The 16,660-nt window shown below is 69.2% G+C and carries 6 protein-coding genes; 2 read left to right on the top strand and 4 right to left on the bottom strand.

What is annotated here, in order from left to right; genetic code table 11:
- From ACTHJJ_RS19055 to ACTHJJ_RS19040, 4 genes are all read right to left on the bottom strand, one after another.
- Positions 1-807 (bottom strand): carbohydrate ABC transporter permease (locus ACTHJJ_RS19055; protein ID WP_440304525.1); only part of this gene is annotated, 807 nt, incomplete at its 3' end.
- A complete protein-coding gene (locus ACTHJJ_RS19050; protein WP_440304524.1) occupies positions 804-1,769 on the bottom strand; it encodes a carbohydrate ABC transporter permease in 966 nt (321 codons plus the stop codon). The genes ACTHJJ_RS19050 and ACTHJJ_RS19055, both read right to left, overlap by 4 nt.
- Positions 1,769-3,067 carry an ABC transporter substrate-binding protein gene (locus ACTHJJ_RS19045; protein WP_440304523.1) on the bottom strand — a complete coding sequence of 433 codons (1,299 nt, stop codon included), beginning with the start codon at positions 3,065-3,067 and terminating at the stop codon, positions 1,769-1,771. Before ACTHJJ_RS19045 ends, ACTHJJ_RS19050 begins: the two co-directional genes overlap by 1 nt.
- 269 nt (positions 3,068-3,336) lie before the next feature.
- Positions 3,337-13,833, bottom strand: a complete 10,497-nt coding sequence (locus ACTHJJ_RS19040) for a calcium-binding protein (protein WP_440304522.1) — start codon at positions 13,831-13,833, stop codon at positions 3,337-3,339.
- 585 nt (positions 13,834-14,418) lie between these two features.
- Here ACTHJJ_RS19040 and ACTHJJ_RS19035 point away from each other — a divergent pair.
- Both ACTHJJ_RS19035 and ACTHJJ_RS19030 read left to right on the top strand, forming a co-directional pair.
- A complete protein-coding gene (locus tag ACTHJJ_RS19035; protein ID WP_440304521.1) occupies positions 14,419-16,077 on the top strand; it encodes an MDR family MFS transporter in 1,659 nt (552 codons plus the stop codon).
- 197 nt (positions 16,078-16,274) lie between these two features.
- The coding region (locus ACTHJJ_RS19030; RefSeq protein WP_440304520.1) for a DUF5995 family protein at positions 16,275-16,660 on the top strand (386 nt) is incomplete at its 3' end.

Genomic DNA, 16,660 nt, shown 5'->3' with positions numbered 1-16,660 from the left:
GACGAGGAGGGGGAGCGCGGCCAGGACCACGCCGGCGAGGACGAGCGAGTAGTCCACGTAGTGGGCCGCCTGCAGCTGCTGCAGCGCGACCGGCAGGGTGGGGTTGCCGGGGTCGAGCACGATGAACGGCCAGAAGAAGTTGGTCCACGTCGCGATGAAGGTGAAGAGCCCGAGCATCGCGGCGCCCGGGCGGGCGGCGGGCAGGGCCACGTTCCAGAAGGTCCGCAGCACCGAGCAGCCGTCGACGCGGGCCGCCTCGATGAGCTCGTCGGGCAGCGCCTCGCGGAGGTACTGGGTCATCCAGAAGACGCCGAACGCGTTGACGAGCGCCGGGACGATGACGGCGCCGACGCTGCCGACCCAGCCGAGCTTGCTCATGACGACGAAGAGCGGGACGATCCCGAGCTGCGTCGGCACGGCCATCGTCGCGATGACGACGACGAGGAGCGCCTCGCGGCCCCGGAAGCGCAGCTTGGCGAAGGCGAAGCCGGCCAGGGTCGAGAGCAGCACGACGGCTCCGGCCACGACGGTCGAGACGATGACGCTGTTGGCGAAGGCCTTCCAGAACGGGACGGTGTCGATGACGGTGCGGGCGTTCTTGAGGAAGTTGCCGCCCGGGATGAGAGAGACCGAGCCGCTGTTGATGGCGGCGGCGTCCTTGCTGCCGATGACGAACGACCACCAGAGCGGGAAGACGCTGGCGAGGATCACGACGATGAGGAAGCCGTATGCCGCTGGGCCGGCGTGCGCGCGGCGGGCCAGCCGGGCGGTGGCGCGGCGGGGGAGCGGCGTGGTCGTGGCCGTCATCGGGACTCCTTGGAGGCGATGCGCCGGGTGAGGTAGAAGTTGACGAGGCCGATCACGACGATGATGAGGAAGAGCAGCCAGGCGATCGCGGCCGCCCGGCCGAAGTTCTTCTGGGTCCAGCCGACCTGGTAGAGGTAGATGGTCAGCGTCTGCCACTGCCGGTTCGCGCCGCCGAGGCCGTACTGGTCGTACATCCGGGGCTCGTCGAAGATCTGCAGGCCGCCGATCGTCGAGGTGATGACGACGAAGATGATCGTCGCGCGCAGCTGCGGGACCGTGATCGAGACGAACCGCCGGGCCGGCCCGGCGCCGTCGATCTGGGCGGCCTCGTAGTAGTCGCGCGGGATGGCCTGCATGGCGGCGAGGAAGATGAGGGCGTTGTAGCCGGTCCAGCGGAAGTTCACCATCGTCGCGATGGCGAGGTGGCTCGGCAGGACGTCGCGGTGCCAGGCGATCGGGTCGAGGCCGATCCAGCCGAGGGCCTGGTTGAACAGGCCGAAACGGTCGCCGAAGAGGTCGTTGAAGATGAGTGCGACGGCGACGGGCGCGATGACGTAGGGCAGCAGGACACCCATCCGCCACCACGTCCGTCCCCGGAGGCTGCTGTCGAGGGCCGCGGCGATGAGCAGGGCGAGGATGACCTGCGGGACGCTCGAGAGCAGGAAGATGCTGATGGTGTTGCGCAGGCTCCGCCAGAAGTACTCCTGGCCGAGGACGTAGCGGTAGTTCTCGAGCCCGACGAAGGCACCCTCCCCGCCGATGAGGTGCCACTGGTGCAGCGAGACGTAGGCGGTGTAGCCGAGCGGGAACGCGCCGACGACGGCGAAGAGGATGAAGAACGGGGAGACGTAGAGGTACGGCGAGAGCTTGACGTCCCAGCGGCTCATCCGTTGCCGGAAGACCCACCGCCCGCCCGCCAGGGACGTCTCCCGGCGGGCGGAGCGGAGGGAGCGCACGTGCATCAGCCGAGGGCCTGGACATCGGCGACGAACCGGTCCCAGGACTGCTGGGGGTTCATCGAGCCGTCCTCGATCCGGGTCAGGGCCTGCTGCATCGCGTCGTTGATCTGGAAGTACTTGGGTCCCTTGAACGGGCTCACGGTGACGGCCTTGGCCCGCTCCGCGAAGATCTCCCCGGTCGGGGCGTTGGCGAAGAACTCGTTCTTGACGGACTTGAGGTCATCGCTCGTCAGGGCGGCCTGCTGGCTCGGGAAGGCGCCGACGGCCTTGAACGCCTTGATCTGCTGCTCGGGGGCGGTGAGCCAGGCCGCCAGCTCGCGGGCCTCCTTCTGGTGCTGGCTCTGGTTCGGCACCGTCAGGTAGGAGCCGCCCCAGTTGCCGCCGCCGCCCGGGAAGGTGTTGGCGACGTCCCAGCCCTTGACGCCCTTGGCGTTGCCCTCGATGACGCCGACCATCCAGCCGGGGCAGAGCATGGTGGCGAAGCCGTCCTTCTGGAAGCTCGCCACCCAGTCGTTGCCCCACTGCTGCAGCTTGGCGGAGAGCTTGTCGGTCATGCCGGCCTGGACGATCTTCTCGAAGGTCTGCTTGACCACCGGGTTCGTCGTCGCGATGACGGTGCCGTCGGGCTGCTCGTAGGTCGACTCGATCTGGTTGATCATGCCCTGGTACGTCGCCCCCATCGAGTCGAACCACGGGACCTTGGACTTGGCGGCGAACTGCTTTCCGGCCGCGAAGTAGCTGTCCCAGGTGTTGCCGAGCAGCTGGGCGACGGCCGCACGGTCGCTCGGCAGGCCCGCCTTCTTGAACAGGTCCGCGCGGTAGCAGATCGCCTCCGGGCCGGAGTCGGTGCCGTAGCCAATCAGGCGGCCCTGGCTGTCGGTCGCGGCCTTGGCCTTCCAGTCGAGCCACCGGCCGTCGACGTCGGCGTTCTTGAGGTCGACGAACTTGTCCGAGTACTGCATCAGCTCCGGGAGCCAGTCGACCTCGATCGCCTCGATGTCGGCGAGACCCGAGCCGGCCGCGAGTCGCGTGTTGAGGTTGTCGCGGGCCTCGTTGGAGGTCGCGGCCTTCTTGTGGGTGATCTTGATGTTCGGGTGCGAGGACTGGTATTCGGTGATGAGGTCCTCGTAGCCGAACTGGTTGAAGGTGGCGAGGGTCAGGCTGACCTGACTGTCGCCGGCCTTGCCGTTGCCGGTGTCGGTGGCGCCCGCAGGCGCCGCATCGGGGGTGGAGCTGCAGGCAGCGAGGGCCAGCAGCCCGGCCGAGGCGGCGGCGAGGACCGGGATGTGTGGGCGTGACATGAGAGCTCCTTCGATCTCAGCCGGGCGGTTCTGGGAGCGCTCTCATCCGCAAAGACTGAGTGTGTGAGAGCGCTCTCACGAAGCATGAGGGCACGACCGAGTCCTCGTCAAGACCTCCATCGGACCAGTTGCCGCATCGTGAGCAGCGCGGTGAACCCGCCGAGCGGCATACGCGGGTGCCAGCGCGCCCAGCGGCATACCGCTTGAGGGGTATGCCGCCGGGCCCGGCCACGGGCCCAGGGGGCGGTGGGCACGTGGCCGGCTGAGGATCAAGGCATGCAGGCCGTCACGTCGAAGTGACCTGGCGTGCCGGGGTAGGCCGGCCCGGACCCGTGGTCCCGGTTGTCGCTGGGATAGACGAGAGCCAGCTCGACGAAGGCTGACGTCCCCGGTGTCGTGACATCCGCCGCGCCTCTGCCAGCACCGGACGACCACGCAAGCTGCTGGAGGAAGTCCTGCATGGCCGGCGAGTGCTGGCGCACGTCGTTGAAGCCGCCGTATGCGGCGTTGCAGTGCGTGAACAGGTTGAAGGCGCCGTTCCAGTCGATGAGCCGGTCGCCGTTGTTCGGCCCGTTGGCCGCCACATCTGCCTGCATGACGTCACGGTCCCAGCCGCCGTAGATCCAGTCGATGCCTTGGTGGTGGTTGTCGTTCGTGACATCGGCGTCGTCCATGTCGGTCATCTCGAACCAGAGGCACGGGTCGATGGTCACCTCGGCCTTCTTCGACCCGGTCGTGAGCGGCCAGTCACCCAGGGTGCAGCCGGTGCCGGGGGTGTAGCTGCCCCGGGGCCGGACGTCCAGGATGTCCGAGCCGAGCACGTCCTGCTTCGCCGGGTCCGACTCGCCGCGTCCGCCGAAGATGTGGTCGACGAAGCGGTCACCGGTCCCGCGGGACTTCGGGTCGAAGACACCGGCGGTCTGACAGTCGGCGGTGGTGGCGTCGAGGACAGGGTCACAGCCCTGACCACCCCAGATGACATCCTCGCCGTCGCCGCCGAAGATGTCGTCGCCACCGCTGTCGCCGTTGATGACGTCGTCGCCATAGCCACCGTGGATGGTGTCTGCGTCGGGACCGCCCCGGATGAGGTCGCGCCCGCCCTCGGTTAGCCCGGCGTGCGGCATGGGTGCGTCGGTGGACGAACCGATCCACTGGTCGCCATCGACGTCGTGAAGCAGATCTGCCCGCCGGTCGTAGTCACCCCGGACGAAGCCGTGGAAGGTCTCCTTCGGAGGGCTGTTCAGCGTCACCGTGAAGGCTCGGGGTGAGTCCCCGGCACTGAGGTACTGGTTCACGATCCCACCACGGTCGCCGAGGATCGCGTCACGGCCCGCGCCGCCCCAGATCTGGTCGTCGCCGAGCTCGCCGTAGAGGTCGTCGTCGCCGTTGCCGCCCCAGATCCGGTCATTGCCGTCCTGGCCCCAGATACCGTCGTTGCCGTCGTCACCCCAGATCGTGTCGGCGCCGAAGGCTCCCAGCGGCTCACACGTCGTCTGAGCGGTCGTGCAGAAGCGGGTGCTCGGGCCGGGCAGCGCCGGGTCGTGGCTCCGCGACCGTGTCGCGTCCGTCGGGACCGCGCCGTCAGGGTAGCGATCGGTGTAGACCCGCTCCGACTGGGCCCCGGGCGCGCCGACGAGGGTGCGCAGGAGCGACCCGTTGTCGCCGAGCACGACATCGTCGCCGCCGTTGCCCTCGATGACGTCGTCTCCATCGCGGAAGGCGGGCGTCGACGTGCCACCGATGAGGTCGTCCTGGCCGGCCTGGGTGCTGGTGCCGATGAGCAGTGGCCTCGGGCTGGCCGTACCGGGCCAAGTGACGCCGGTGATCGGCGGCTTGGCCGTCTCGTGCACAGAGCCGGCGTCGAGTGCGAGGTCGCCGAAGATCTTGTCGGCACCCCCGTTGCCCTCGATGTAGTCGTCGCCGGCGTCGCCGGTGAGGATGTCGTCGCCATCCTGACCGAGGATGACGTCCACACCGTCGCCGCCGGAGATCCGGTCGTCCCCAAAACGGGTTGGGTCCGGAGTGCCGAGATAGCCGGTGCCGGTTGTGCGGTCCCAGGTCTCGATGATGCGTGGCGCCATGGCGGTGCCTGCTGTGCTGCCCAGCCGGACCGTGACCGAGGCCGGTGTCTCGCCGGGACTCGGACGCAGGATCTGGCCGTTGTCGCCGATGATGACGTCGTCACCCGTGCCGCCGAACAAGGCGTCCTCCGCGTCGGGTTGACCGACCGCGTGGTCGCCCGCGCCGCCCGAGGGGGTGGAGCTGCCACCGACGAGGTCGTCGTCACCGGCGTTGCCCTCCACCCAGTCGATGCCCGGGCCGCCCTCGGCGTAGTCGTCGCCGGCGCCGCCCTTGATGCGGTCGTTACCGCGCTGGCCGAAGATGACGTCCTCGCCGTCGCCGCCGTAGATCTCGTCGTCGCCCCAGGTGCCCGGGGTCGCTGTCGGGTCGAGGTCCAGCAGCTGCACGACGTGGTTGCTCTCGAACCCTCGGTTGCGGGTCACCGGTGTGGTGTCCGTCTCGATGTCTGTCGTGATGATCACGGCGTTGTCGCCCGCGATGACGTCGTTGCCGGCGTCGCCGTAGAGCACATCGCCCTTGTCCGGTCGGCCGACCCCGTTGGATGCCATCTCGAAGGAGCCGCCGATGATCTCGTCGTCCCCGTCGTCCCCGTGGATGACGTCTGAGCCGTTGTTGCCCTCGAGGTGGTCCGGGCCGTTGCCGCCCCAGATCCGGTCGTCGCCCAGGCCGCCGTAGGCGACGTCGGCGCCGTCCCCGCCATAGATGAGGTCACCTCGGCCGGCGTCAGGCCTGACCCCGTCGAGGTCGTACGGCTTCGCCGGAGCGTCGGTGCTGTCCGTCGGGTCGTCGACGGGCCCGTTGTCGCCGATGATGATGTCGTCGCCGGTGTCGCCGGAGGGGATGTCGCCCGCCTGCTTGTCCGTGTCTGGACCGATGTCCTGCCGCCCGGCAGCCCGGGTGCCACCATAGATCCGGTCGGGCCCAGGGCCACCGCTCACGCGGTCGGCGCCGTCATTGCCCTCGACGATGTCGGCGCCGTCCTGGCCGTAGAGGTTGTCCTCGCCGGCGTTGCCGAAGACGAGGTCGTCGCCGGCATCGCCGTAGCCGCGGTCGTTGCCGCTGCCACCCCAGATGTGGTCGGCTCCGTCGCCGCCGAAGAGGACGTCGTCGCCCTCCTGGCCGCACACCAGGTCGTCGCCGCCGCCGGCGAGGACGCGGTCGGCAGCCCCTCCAGCGGAGATGGTGTCGACGCCGGCGCCGCCGAGGATGAGGTCCCTGCCGTCACCGGTCGCTTGCGACGTGCCCTCGGGGACTGGGTCAGATGTGACGGGGTTGCCCGGTCGGCAGGTCTCGTCCTTGTCGGCGCCGACCGTCGCTGCGTCACGCAGCGTGTCGCCGAAGACCGTCGACGGGCCGTCACCACCGACGATGTGGTCGTTCCCGAGCCCGCCGACGAGCAGTTTCGCCTTCGAGGTCGTGCCGGCGGGGAGGGGCAGGTGCTTGACCGAGCGAGTGGTGCCGAAGGCCCCGTTGTCGGCAGGATCCCCAGTTGTCGCCGGCGACCCGAGGGCACCGACCTCGCTCGGTTCCGCGATGACATAGTCGGCGCCTGGCCCACCGAAGATCGAGTCGCTGCCGTAGCCACCGACGAGGGCGTCGCTGCCCCCACCTCCGATGATCCGTGCGTGCTCGTTCTGGGCCGAGTGGCTCGTGACGATGTCCTCCTGGTTGCTGCCCCAGACCTGGTCGTTGCCCGACCCGGTCTCGATGATGTTGGGGATCGTGGACTGGCCCGACGGGGTCGTCAACGTGTCAGGTGTGCCCTCGTCGTCGACCCCGAACTCGCCCTTGTCGGAGGCGTAGATCTTGTCGTCGCCTGCGCCGCCACTGATCGAGTCGCTGCCAAGGCCGCCGATCAGGATGTTGCCCTTGGAGTGGATCAATGCTCCGTCCGGGCCGGGCCGGTCGGCGGCGACACCGATCTTGTCGTCGCCGGCCCCGCCGTGGACGGTGTTGGCCCCGAGTCCGACCGCGATGAGGTCCGCGCCCCCGGCGCCTTGGCCACCCTGGGTCGGGTCGACATTGAGCTTGGTCCAGTCGATGAGGTCGGTCAGGGGCACCTTGGTGATCTTCGTGCCGGTCTGGTTGTCGATGTCCACCTGGTTCAAGGCGGCGTCGATCGTCCGCGAGACCCGCGGCAGGGCGCCATCGCCCGAGACGAGGTCGTTGCCGTCGCCTGTCGTGATGGTGTCGTTGCCGGGGCCACCCGCCACTCGGGCGACCTTGCCCGCCGCATCTGCGGTGACGATGCGGTCGTCGCCGTCGCCGCCGTCGACCCACGAGTTGCCGGTGCCGGTCTGGATCTGGTCGTCCTGGTCGGTGCCGAAGACGACCGCGTCCTTGGTGAAGCGGCTGAGGTCGGCCTGCGTGGTGGTCGAGCCCGGGTCTGAGTCCTTCTTGCCGTCGCCGACGAAGGTCACCTTGAGCGGGGTTTCCGAGCCACGCCCGTCGACGACGACGCGAGCCAGGTTGCGGTCCAGGTAGTCGCGGGTCTCGCCGAGCATCTGGATCCGGAAGCCGTCGAAGTCGGGGTTCGTGCCGTCGGGGTCGCCCGTCCGCTGCGCGAAGTGCAGCTCGGTCACCTTGACGACGTCGGCCTCGGTCTGACCCGTGTTGCCCCACTGTGCGCCGCGTGCCTGGTCCGTGCCGAACTTGCCGGCGAAGACGATCAGGGTGTCACCGCTGGTGCCGCCCAGTCGAGGCGGCGGCGGGGTGCAGTTCGGTTGGGCGGTGAAGTCGAGCAGCGTGACGTCAGCGAGGGTGAACGAGAAGGTCGTGCTGAAGGGGGAGAACCCGATCGTCACATAGAGCCGGAGGAAGAGGCTGAGTCTCCCGGTCGTCGTGAAGAGGCACAGCGGGTTGTTGATCGCCGTCCGGAGGAACTCGCTGACCCGGAACTTCCCGTCGTTGTTCGGGTCGTTCCAGTGGAACCCGATCGTCAGGTGCAGCCCACCTTCGATGCCGACCGTGATGATGAGCGCCGTGACGGCGGCGCCAGCGGCGATCTCGCCGTCGAGACGGACGACGGGCACGGGTTTGCCGCTGGCGTCAGTCGTCTTGAAGTAGAGGCCGTCGAGCAGCTTGATGGGATCGACATCAGTGCCGGCCTGGGCCGCCTCGACGGCGTACCTGATGCCGGCGGTGTCCAGGCCCGCCATGAAGTGCAGGCTCACCGAGGCGGAGCCGGACAGGGTGACCATGACCGGTGGTGGGGCGTAGACCGGCCCGAACGACTGGCGCCACGTGAAGCCGAGCGTCAGTGGGCCGCTGTCGAACTCGACGAGCGATACGTCGCTGCCCATGAGGAGGCTGAAGACCGAGGAGGGCGAGTCGAGGATCGGGAAGGTGAAGCCGGACTTGTTCGCCGACCCCTGTTCGGTGCCGGCACCGAATACGGTGCCCTTGCCGCCCGCGTCGTTGAGGGCCTTCTTGATCACTGCCTCGGAATCAGCGCTGGCCGCGCTGATGAGAGATGTGGCGCTGCCCGGGTTGAGGCTGCTGGTCGGGGACACGCTGGTCGTGAGGGCCTTGCCGCCGTCCACCGTGAAGGCACCGATCGGGATGAGGCAGTCGGTGCCACCGCCGCAGGTCGGCAGGTCGTTGATGAGCTTGGTCAGGGCGAGCAGCTTGTCGACGAACGCCAGATCCGGCCCACCGGCGAGGGTGTTGAACGACTTGCCCAGGGTGATGAGGCTGACGTCGTCGCCCCCGGCCAGCTTGCTGAGGTCGGACAGGACCGGGAGCGGCGCATAGAGCGTGTCGATGACCGGTTGGAGCGGTCCGGTGACCGACTTGACCTTGTTGAGCACAGGCCCGAGCAGGCTCGAGAAGAACCCACCGGCGTTGATCTTCACGTCCTTGAAGTCGATCTTGGGGGCGCCGAGGTTCTTCAGGTCCTTGTTGCTGAACTCCCAGGCCAACAGGAAGTTGGCCTGGACGCCCGGCAGCACCGAGTCCGCAGACGCGGTGACGAGCCAGTCGGCCTTGATCTTGGCGGTGAGGGAGATGCCGAAGATGGAGCCTGCGTCGCCACCAGCGATGTCGGCCAGCGTCAGTCGGGAGTCTGCTGTCTCGGAAGCGTCGCGCGACTTGAGACCGACGAGGAAGGCTCCGGCGAACAGCGGCGCGGTGCTGTTCTTCTCCACCCCGATGTCGAGGAAGGCGAGCTGCGCGTCCATCGTGGCGGGCATGTCGAAGCGGGCGCCGAGGCCGAACTCCGGTGCGGCGGCACCGTCCTGCCAGGCGTCATGGGTGTAGATGAAGAAGCCCTTGTCCTTGGTGACGGCAGCCTTGAGGTGGAGCCGCAGGCCGAGGCCATACGAGATCGAGCCGCCCTTGCCCGCTTTGAAGGCCAAGCCGGGGATGCCGATGTCGAGCGGCACCGAACCGTCGAGACAGCCCGTGCCCGGCTTGCAGCCGTCAGCTGAGGTGATCTCGCCCTGCTTGATGTCGAAGGCGAGGCTGACGCCGGTGGTGCTCGTCGCCGGGCAGTCGATGAGCATCGGCTTGTCGGCGACTGGCGCGTAGGCGCCCGGCGTCGCACTGCCGTCGTCGGTGACCGACTGGGAGCCGCCGGAGGCCGCGTCGACCACCTTGACCAACTGGTAGGTCGTGCCGTCCGAGCTCCGGAGCACCTTGTACTTCTTCGCTCCCTTGGTGCTCGTCCAGGCCACGGTGACCTTGTGGCTCGTGTCGAGAGTGGTGAACTGCGTCTTCAGGGCCGTGCTCGCCGCTGACGGGACTGTGTCACCGTCCGTGCCGGAGCCGCTGCCCTGGCTCGCGACGATCTTGTAGTACCACGTGCCGTCACCGGTGTCGGAGGGTGCCGAGGTCAGTGTGGGAGCAGCGGTGGGCTCGAGCTTGAGCGCGCACACGTAGTCGACGGTGAGGCTCGTCTTGCTCAGGCCGGCGGCGCTGATGGCGTCGGCGAGCCGGCTGTTGACGTAGTCGCGGGCCTCCGCCGGGGTGGCCGGGATGTTGCCGAGCTTCGCCTTGATCTGCGCACGGAGCCGGCCGATCGAGTCGGCACCCTGCTGGAGATCCGAGCCGACGAACGGCAGCTTGCCGTCGTAGGTGGCGAGGCGCATCGCCTGCTCGATCTTCTCGAGGTAGCCGTCGAGGCCTGGGCCGATCTGGGTGAAGTCCGCGAACGCCTGCTGGAACGCGGCGGCCAGGTCCGGCACCTCGAAGCGTGGTTTCGCATCGTCCGGCGCCGGCAGGTTGCCGCTCAGCGTGGTGAGGTCGGCCGGGTTGGCCGACTTCGGCAGGCGCAGGGCCACCGTGCCGAGCGAGGTCGGTGAGCCACCGGCGACGGTTGCGTAGAGCGGGACGACGCCGCAGACCATGAGCTTGGTGCTGAGTCCCTCACCGCAGTCCACCGGCTTGCTCGAGGCGTTGAAGCTCGGGCTCACCTTCGACAGGAACGTCGAGAACGTCACCGGGGTGTCCGGCGTCGCCGACCCGTCGGCGAGGTCGAGGCTGAGGTTCGCGAGCACCTTGACCTGCTTGTCCGGGTCACCTGCAGGATCGCCGGCCGACACGGTCAACGGGCCGATCGTGCCGGCGAGGTTCCCGGTGAGGCTGGCGTCGGCCGCAATGCTCAGCTTCGAGTCGGCCAGCACCCTGAGCGAGCTCGCGTCATCCGGGCCCGTGCCGGGCGTCAGTGGCACGACGAGACCGACGTCGACGCCACCCGTCACGTGGACCGTGCCCTGGCCCTCCGCGGCGGCCGAGACCAACGTGTTGTCGGCGCCCAGGTCGAGGCGCAGGGGTGCGGACGTCTGGTAGTCACGGCTCCAGTCGAGGCCGAGCACAACGCTTGGAGTCCCGCCGGCGTCGAGGTAGCGGAAGGTCAGCGCCTTGGTCCCCAGACGCTGGTTGACGAAGGTGACGAGGTCCTGCATGTTCTGCGGCGGATGGGTCGCCATGATGTCGATGGCGTCGTCGAGCGGGGAGCGGAAGGTGTAGGCCGTGCCGTTGGCCGGCTTGGTGCTCCAGTCCCTCGTCAGGGTGACCGTGTTGCCGGACGCGGAGGCGACGACCCCCACCTGGGTGCCGACGACCACCGTGCGCCCCGTGAAGGAGGCGTCGAAGCTGCGGTCCTTGTCGGTGAGGGAGTTCGCGCCGTAGGTGACGTGGCCGCCGACGCCGGACGTGTCCCGGCGCATGAGGTCGCGCAGGGAGGTCCCGGTGCCGGGGATCTCGGTGCTGAAGATCCCGCTCGGCCCGCCCGGCTGGGCGTCGGCGAGCTCAGCGGCGAGGGTCTGGAGCGTCTTGAGGACGATCCCGAACAGCTCTGCCTGTGAGCCTGGCTTGAAGTCGAGGGCGAAGACCTTCTGCAGGCCGCTCAGGTCGAACTGCGGCCCGTCGGCGCCGGAGGTCCGGGTCAGGTCGTTCCAGGTCGCACTCGCCGTCGCGCTCGACCCGCCGGGTAGGAAGTCCTCCGCGCCGGGCAGCGAGACGGTGAGGTCTGCGTAGGCGCGAACGTTGAGCTGGACGTCGAGCAGGCTGCCCGCCCGGCTCGGGCCGGCCGGCCCGTCCGTGACCAGGCTGTCGAACAGCTGGCGCAGGCGGATGTCGTGCTGGGCGTCACCCATCGCCTTGAGCCCGATCCTGAGCATGTTGCCGGTGCCACCTGCCGAGCAGTTCGCGGGCGCGCTGTTGTTGCAGGCCTTGAGGTTTCCGGTCAGGCGGATCTGGAAGAACCCAGCGTTGGCCGTGAGGTCGACCTTCGACTCGATGGGGAAGTCGGCTTTGAGGAGCGGCGCGGCCGCCCCCGTGCGGATCATCACCCGATCCGCGGCCAGGGGGAGGGACTCGACCTGGGTCTTGAACCCTCCCGTCTCCGTGATGTATGGGCACGGCTTGGTGTTGCCTTCGAAGCCGACACAGGCGTTGCCGGTCCTGGGGTCCTGCAGGTCGAGTACGAGCGTCAGATCAGCGGTGACCGACGGTGTGACGGTGGCAAAGGTCTGGGCGGCGTTCGCGCGCAGGATCCCCTTGCGCAGGTTGGTCCCCGCGGCCTCGCTCAGGCTGTCACCGAAGGTCACCGCCCCGAGCTGGGTCTCTGGTCCGGCGATGACGAAGGGTGTCGTGTTGTCCGGCTGGCCACCGATCCAGGGCCGCTCGAGCGTCAGCGAGTCCTTGGTGTTGCCCTTGATCTCGCCGGCCGAGGTACCCGCCACGACCCGCATCCCGACCCACTGGCCGGGTGTCCACGGGGTGGTCCCGTCGTTCAGCTTCAGGCCGTCCGCCCCATACGTCGCCCCCGGCTTGGAGGTCTTGGCGCTCGCGGGGTCCATCGGGACGGGGCTGCTCGCCTTCTTGGTCATGGTGAGGTGGAAGGTGAGCTTGCTCGTCGCCGAGTCCCACGCGAGGCCGTCAAGGTTGATTCCGGCGAACGTGTTGAGTCTCGTGACGAGGTCCTGGAGAGACGTGAAGGTCGGGCTGCCGACTCGGCTGGCGTCGAATCCCGGGGGTGTCGGCTGGTTCGGGTCCGGCGGCTGGACGACGTTGGCCGTCAGGAACGCCACGAGCGCCTCGTTCGCCTTGACCGCGTCGGCGACAGTACCCCGCATGAAGGGCAGGTCGAGGTTGCCGACCAGAGCGCCGCCTTGCGAGAACTTCGCCTGCTGGATCCCGGTGAGCGCCGTTGCCACCTGGGCCAGCCCGTCTGCGAGGTCGCGCAGGCTCATGTTCTGGAACCGGCCCGCCTGGGCCGCCAGGTCAGGGGCCGTGATGGTCGGGCTGCCGGTCCGGATGTCGGGCCAGTCCACTGTGATGTTCGCGGCGATGGGAGTCGGCAGGGCGATGCCACCCAGGCCACTGGTGTCGGCCTTGACCGAGAGTGTCCCGGACACGGAGCCGGTGGGGGAGCCGACGCTGACGAGGCCCTGTAGCGACCCGTCCGCGGCGAGCTCGCCGCCGTCGGGGGCAGCGAAGGCGAGGATGCCGTCGTTGTTCGGGTCGTTGATCGTCGCTGCCGCCTTCGCCCTGACCGTGTAGTCGGTGCTGCTGAGGGAGACCCCGAGGATGCCGACGGAGGCCTTCACGTCGGCGGCCACGGTCGCCGTCACGTCGACAGCAATGCTGGGAGTGTGCCCGCTGTCGCTCGCGAGATAGGCACGGTTCGTCTTCTTGTTCCAGACGACCCACAACGACACCGTGGCCTCCACCGTGGTCGCCAGCCCCTTTGGCGCAGCGAGCTCGACCTTGGGACTTGTCGAACTGACGACGAGGTCTGCGGCCGCCGAGCGGGTCACGACGAGCTGCACGCGGACGCGTTCGCTGCCGTCCGAGAGCTCCTCCGGCTCGATCGTCAGCGTCCCGTTGCGCCCGTTCGGCAGTGCGACGGCACCACTCGCGCCTGCGAGGTCGGCCCACGTCGCCTTGCCGGCCACCTTGCTGGCGACGCCCTTCTCGACGAGGTCGCCCAACCCGGCCAGGCCGCCGGGGCTTGCCGCTCCGAGCGGGATCGGTGCAGCGAACGCGCCGATGCTCGCGAGCTGGGCGGTCCAGGCGGCGAGGGTGTCGGTCCCGCCGCTGCCGCCCAGCAGCTGGACGACTTGGGCTACGCCGGGATCCGGATCTGGTTCGGCTGCCTGCGCGGGAAGGTTCACCCCCACAACGAAGAGCGCCGCTGAGGCGACGGCGGCGATGGAGCGGTTGACAGGCGTGCCGGCCATGGTCTTCCTCCAAACGGGCTCGCCGGCCCAGTTGTGGAGGAGGCTGCGGCGATGCGGCGAATTGACAGCGGTAGTGATCAGCGATCATTACAACGAGGGAAATCGGCAAACTCGTGATTCGCCGCAGCCGAGGTCCCATCCTGCCCGGGGTCCAGTCGGCGCACGGGTACCCCTGCATGAGAGAGTGCCGGGACACGGTGGTTGATACATCCGTGCCAGCACGGATCTGCCGCTGGCCCGCGGACGCCGGCCGTTGCGTTGCATGACCCAGCCACCGACGAACGGGCGTGACAGGCGAATTTGGCTGAGCAGCATACGGATTCATTCGTATGCTGCTCGGCGTGCCGACCGGGCGACCGACGATCATGGCCCGAGCAGCTCCCCGGGGAGGGACCCGGCCGTCTGCGGGTCGAGCTGGGTGCCGAGCCCATCGAGGACCGCCGGCGGTCGCCTGAGGGGTGGCGAATCTCGCGCCCCGTCCGCAGAGCGCGTCGCGACGCCATGGTGCGCTCCCAGTTGCTTCCCAGCGCGCCGTGCTTGGTTCGGTGGGATGAGCGGCGTGCAGAATCTCCGGCGGTTCCCATCGTGAGCGACACCGGAGCCCGCCCCGTTCTCGGGTCAGAACAGCCCGCTTCCCCGTTGCACCTGCCTCCCCGGCAGGTGCTCGTCATCCTCGGCTCGCTGCTGCTCGGCATGCTGCTGGCGGCGCTCGACCAGACGATCGTCGCGACCGCGCTGCCGACCATCGTCGGTGACCTGGGTGGTGCCGAGCACATCTCGTGGATCGTCACGGCATACCTGCTCGCGGCGACCGTCTCGACCCCCCTGTGGGGCAAGCTCGGCGACCTCTACGGCCGCAAGTTCTTCTTCCAGCTCTCGATCGCCATCTTCCTCGTCGGATCGGCCCTGTCGGGGTTGGCCACCTCGATGCTCTGGCTCATCGTCTCGCGGGCCGTGCAGGGCCTCGGGGGTGGCGGCCTCATCGTCGGCGCCCAGGCCATCGTGGGCGACGTCGTCTCGCCCCGGGAGCGCGGCAAGTACCAGGGGCTGTTCGGGGCGGTGTTCGCCGTCACCACGGTCATCGGGCCGCTCATCGGTGGGCTGCTCACGCAGCACGCGAGCTGGCGCTGGGTCTTCTACGTCAACCTGCCGATCGGCGCCGTCGCGCTCGCGGTGACCGCCGTCGTGCTGCCGAGCAACCTCAGCCGGATCAAGCGGATCATCGACTACTGGGGCGCCGTGCTGCTCGCCCTCGGCGTGACCGCGCTCGTCCTGCTGACCAGCCTGGGTGGGACGAGCTACCCGTGGAACTCCGTGCAGACGTACGTCTTCGCCGCGGTCGCCGTCGTGCTCCTCGTCGCCTGGGCCCTCGTCGAGCGCCGGGCGGCCGAGCCGATCCTGCCGCTGCGGCTCTTCGCCAACAAGGTCTTCTCGGCGACCAGTGCCATCGGGTTCGTCGTCGGGTTCGCCATGTTCGGCGCGATCACCTACCTGCCGGTGTTCCTGCAGGTGGCCAAGGGGTCCGGACCGACCCAGTCCGGCCTGCAGCTGCTGCCGATGATGGCCGGTGTCCTCACGACGTCCATCGGGTCCGGGCTGCTCATCAGCCGGTGGGGCCGCTACAAGGTCTTCCCCGTCATCGGCACGGCCGTGATGACCCTCGGGCTGTACCTGCTGTCCACCGTCGGGGCGGACACGGCGACCGGCATCATGTACCTCTACATGCTCGTCTTCGGTGCCGGTCTCGGCGGGGTCATGCAGGTCCTCGTCATCGCGGTCCAGAACGCCGTCGCCCACTCGGACCTCGGCATCGCGACGGCGGGGGCGACCTTCTTCCGGTCGATCGGCGGCTCGTTCGGCACGGCGGTGTTCGGGGCGATCTTCGCCAACGTGCTCGGCGGCCGGCTCGCCGACGCGCTGCGCGGGGTGCACATCCCGCCGGGGCTCGAGGGCACGGTCAACCCCGCCCGGCTCGCGCACCTGCCGCCGCCGGTGTTGTCCGCGGTCGTCAACGCCTACGCCTCGACGATCCAGACGGTCTTCCTGGTCGCGGTGCCGATCGCCGCGGTCGCCTTCCTGCTCACCTGGCTGCTGCCGGAGATCCAGCTGCGCCACACCGTCGGCGAGACGCATGCCGAGGACCACGCGGGCCGCCACCGTCCGCCGGACGGGCGTGCCGAGCAGCGTGCCGAGCGCCGGGAGGCGGAGTCGTCCGCCGGGTCCCGACCCGACTCCAGGGCGTGAGTATGCCGCCGAGCAGGCGGCCGGGGTCGGCGCGGCGGCGTCCCTCCTGACGCGCCCGAGCGGCAGGCGGGCTGCGCCCGCCCCGGCTGGGCGGCATACGACCTGCTCGGTGGGGCGCTCAACCGGCTGGCGACACGCTATCCCGGAGGTCTCGGGAATCGGCAGCCGGTCGTGGGCCTGCCCGGTACCTTCGCGACATGGGCTGGTTCTCGCGGGTTCTCGACCTCATCCGCGGCAAGGTGCGGCCTCGTCGGGAGGAGCCGCCGGCCGGTCAGCCGGCGAGCATCGACGCGGTGTGCGAGCGCATGCGCACCCTCGAACTCGGGCTGGAGCTGGGTGACGGGCTCGCCGCGTTCAACGGCATGTACCTGCGGGTCACCGAGCTCGTCCGGGACCGGATCACCGAGGGCTACTTCCGCAACGCGGAGTTCATGACCCGGCTGGACATCATCTTCGCCGGGTTCTACCTCGAGGCAGTGGACGCCGCTCATCCGGTGAGCGCGTGGGCGCCGTTGTTCGAGGCGCGCCACGAGGCGGGCCGGGTGCCGATCCAGTTCGCGCTCGCCGGCATGAACGCGCACAT

It is taken from the genome of Intrasporangium sp., from assembly GCF_051961875.1.
Lineage (GTDB): Bacteria > Actinomycetota > Actinomycetes > Actinomycetales > Dermatophilaceae > Intrasporangium_A.
This window is presented reverse-complemented; position numbering and strand designations above follow the sequence as displayed.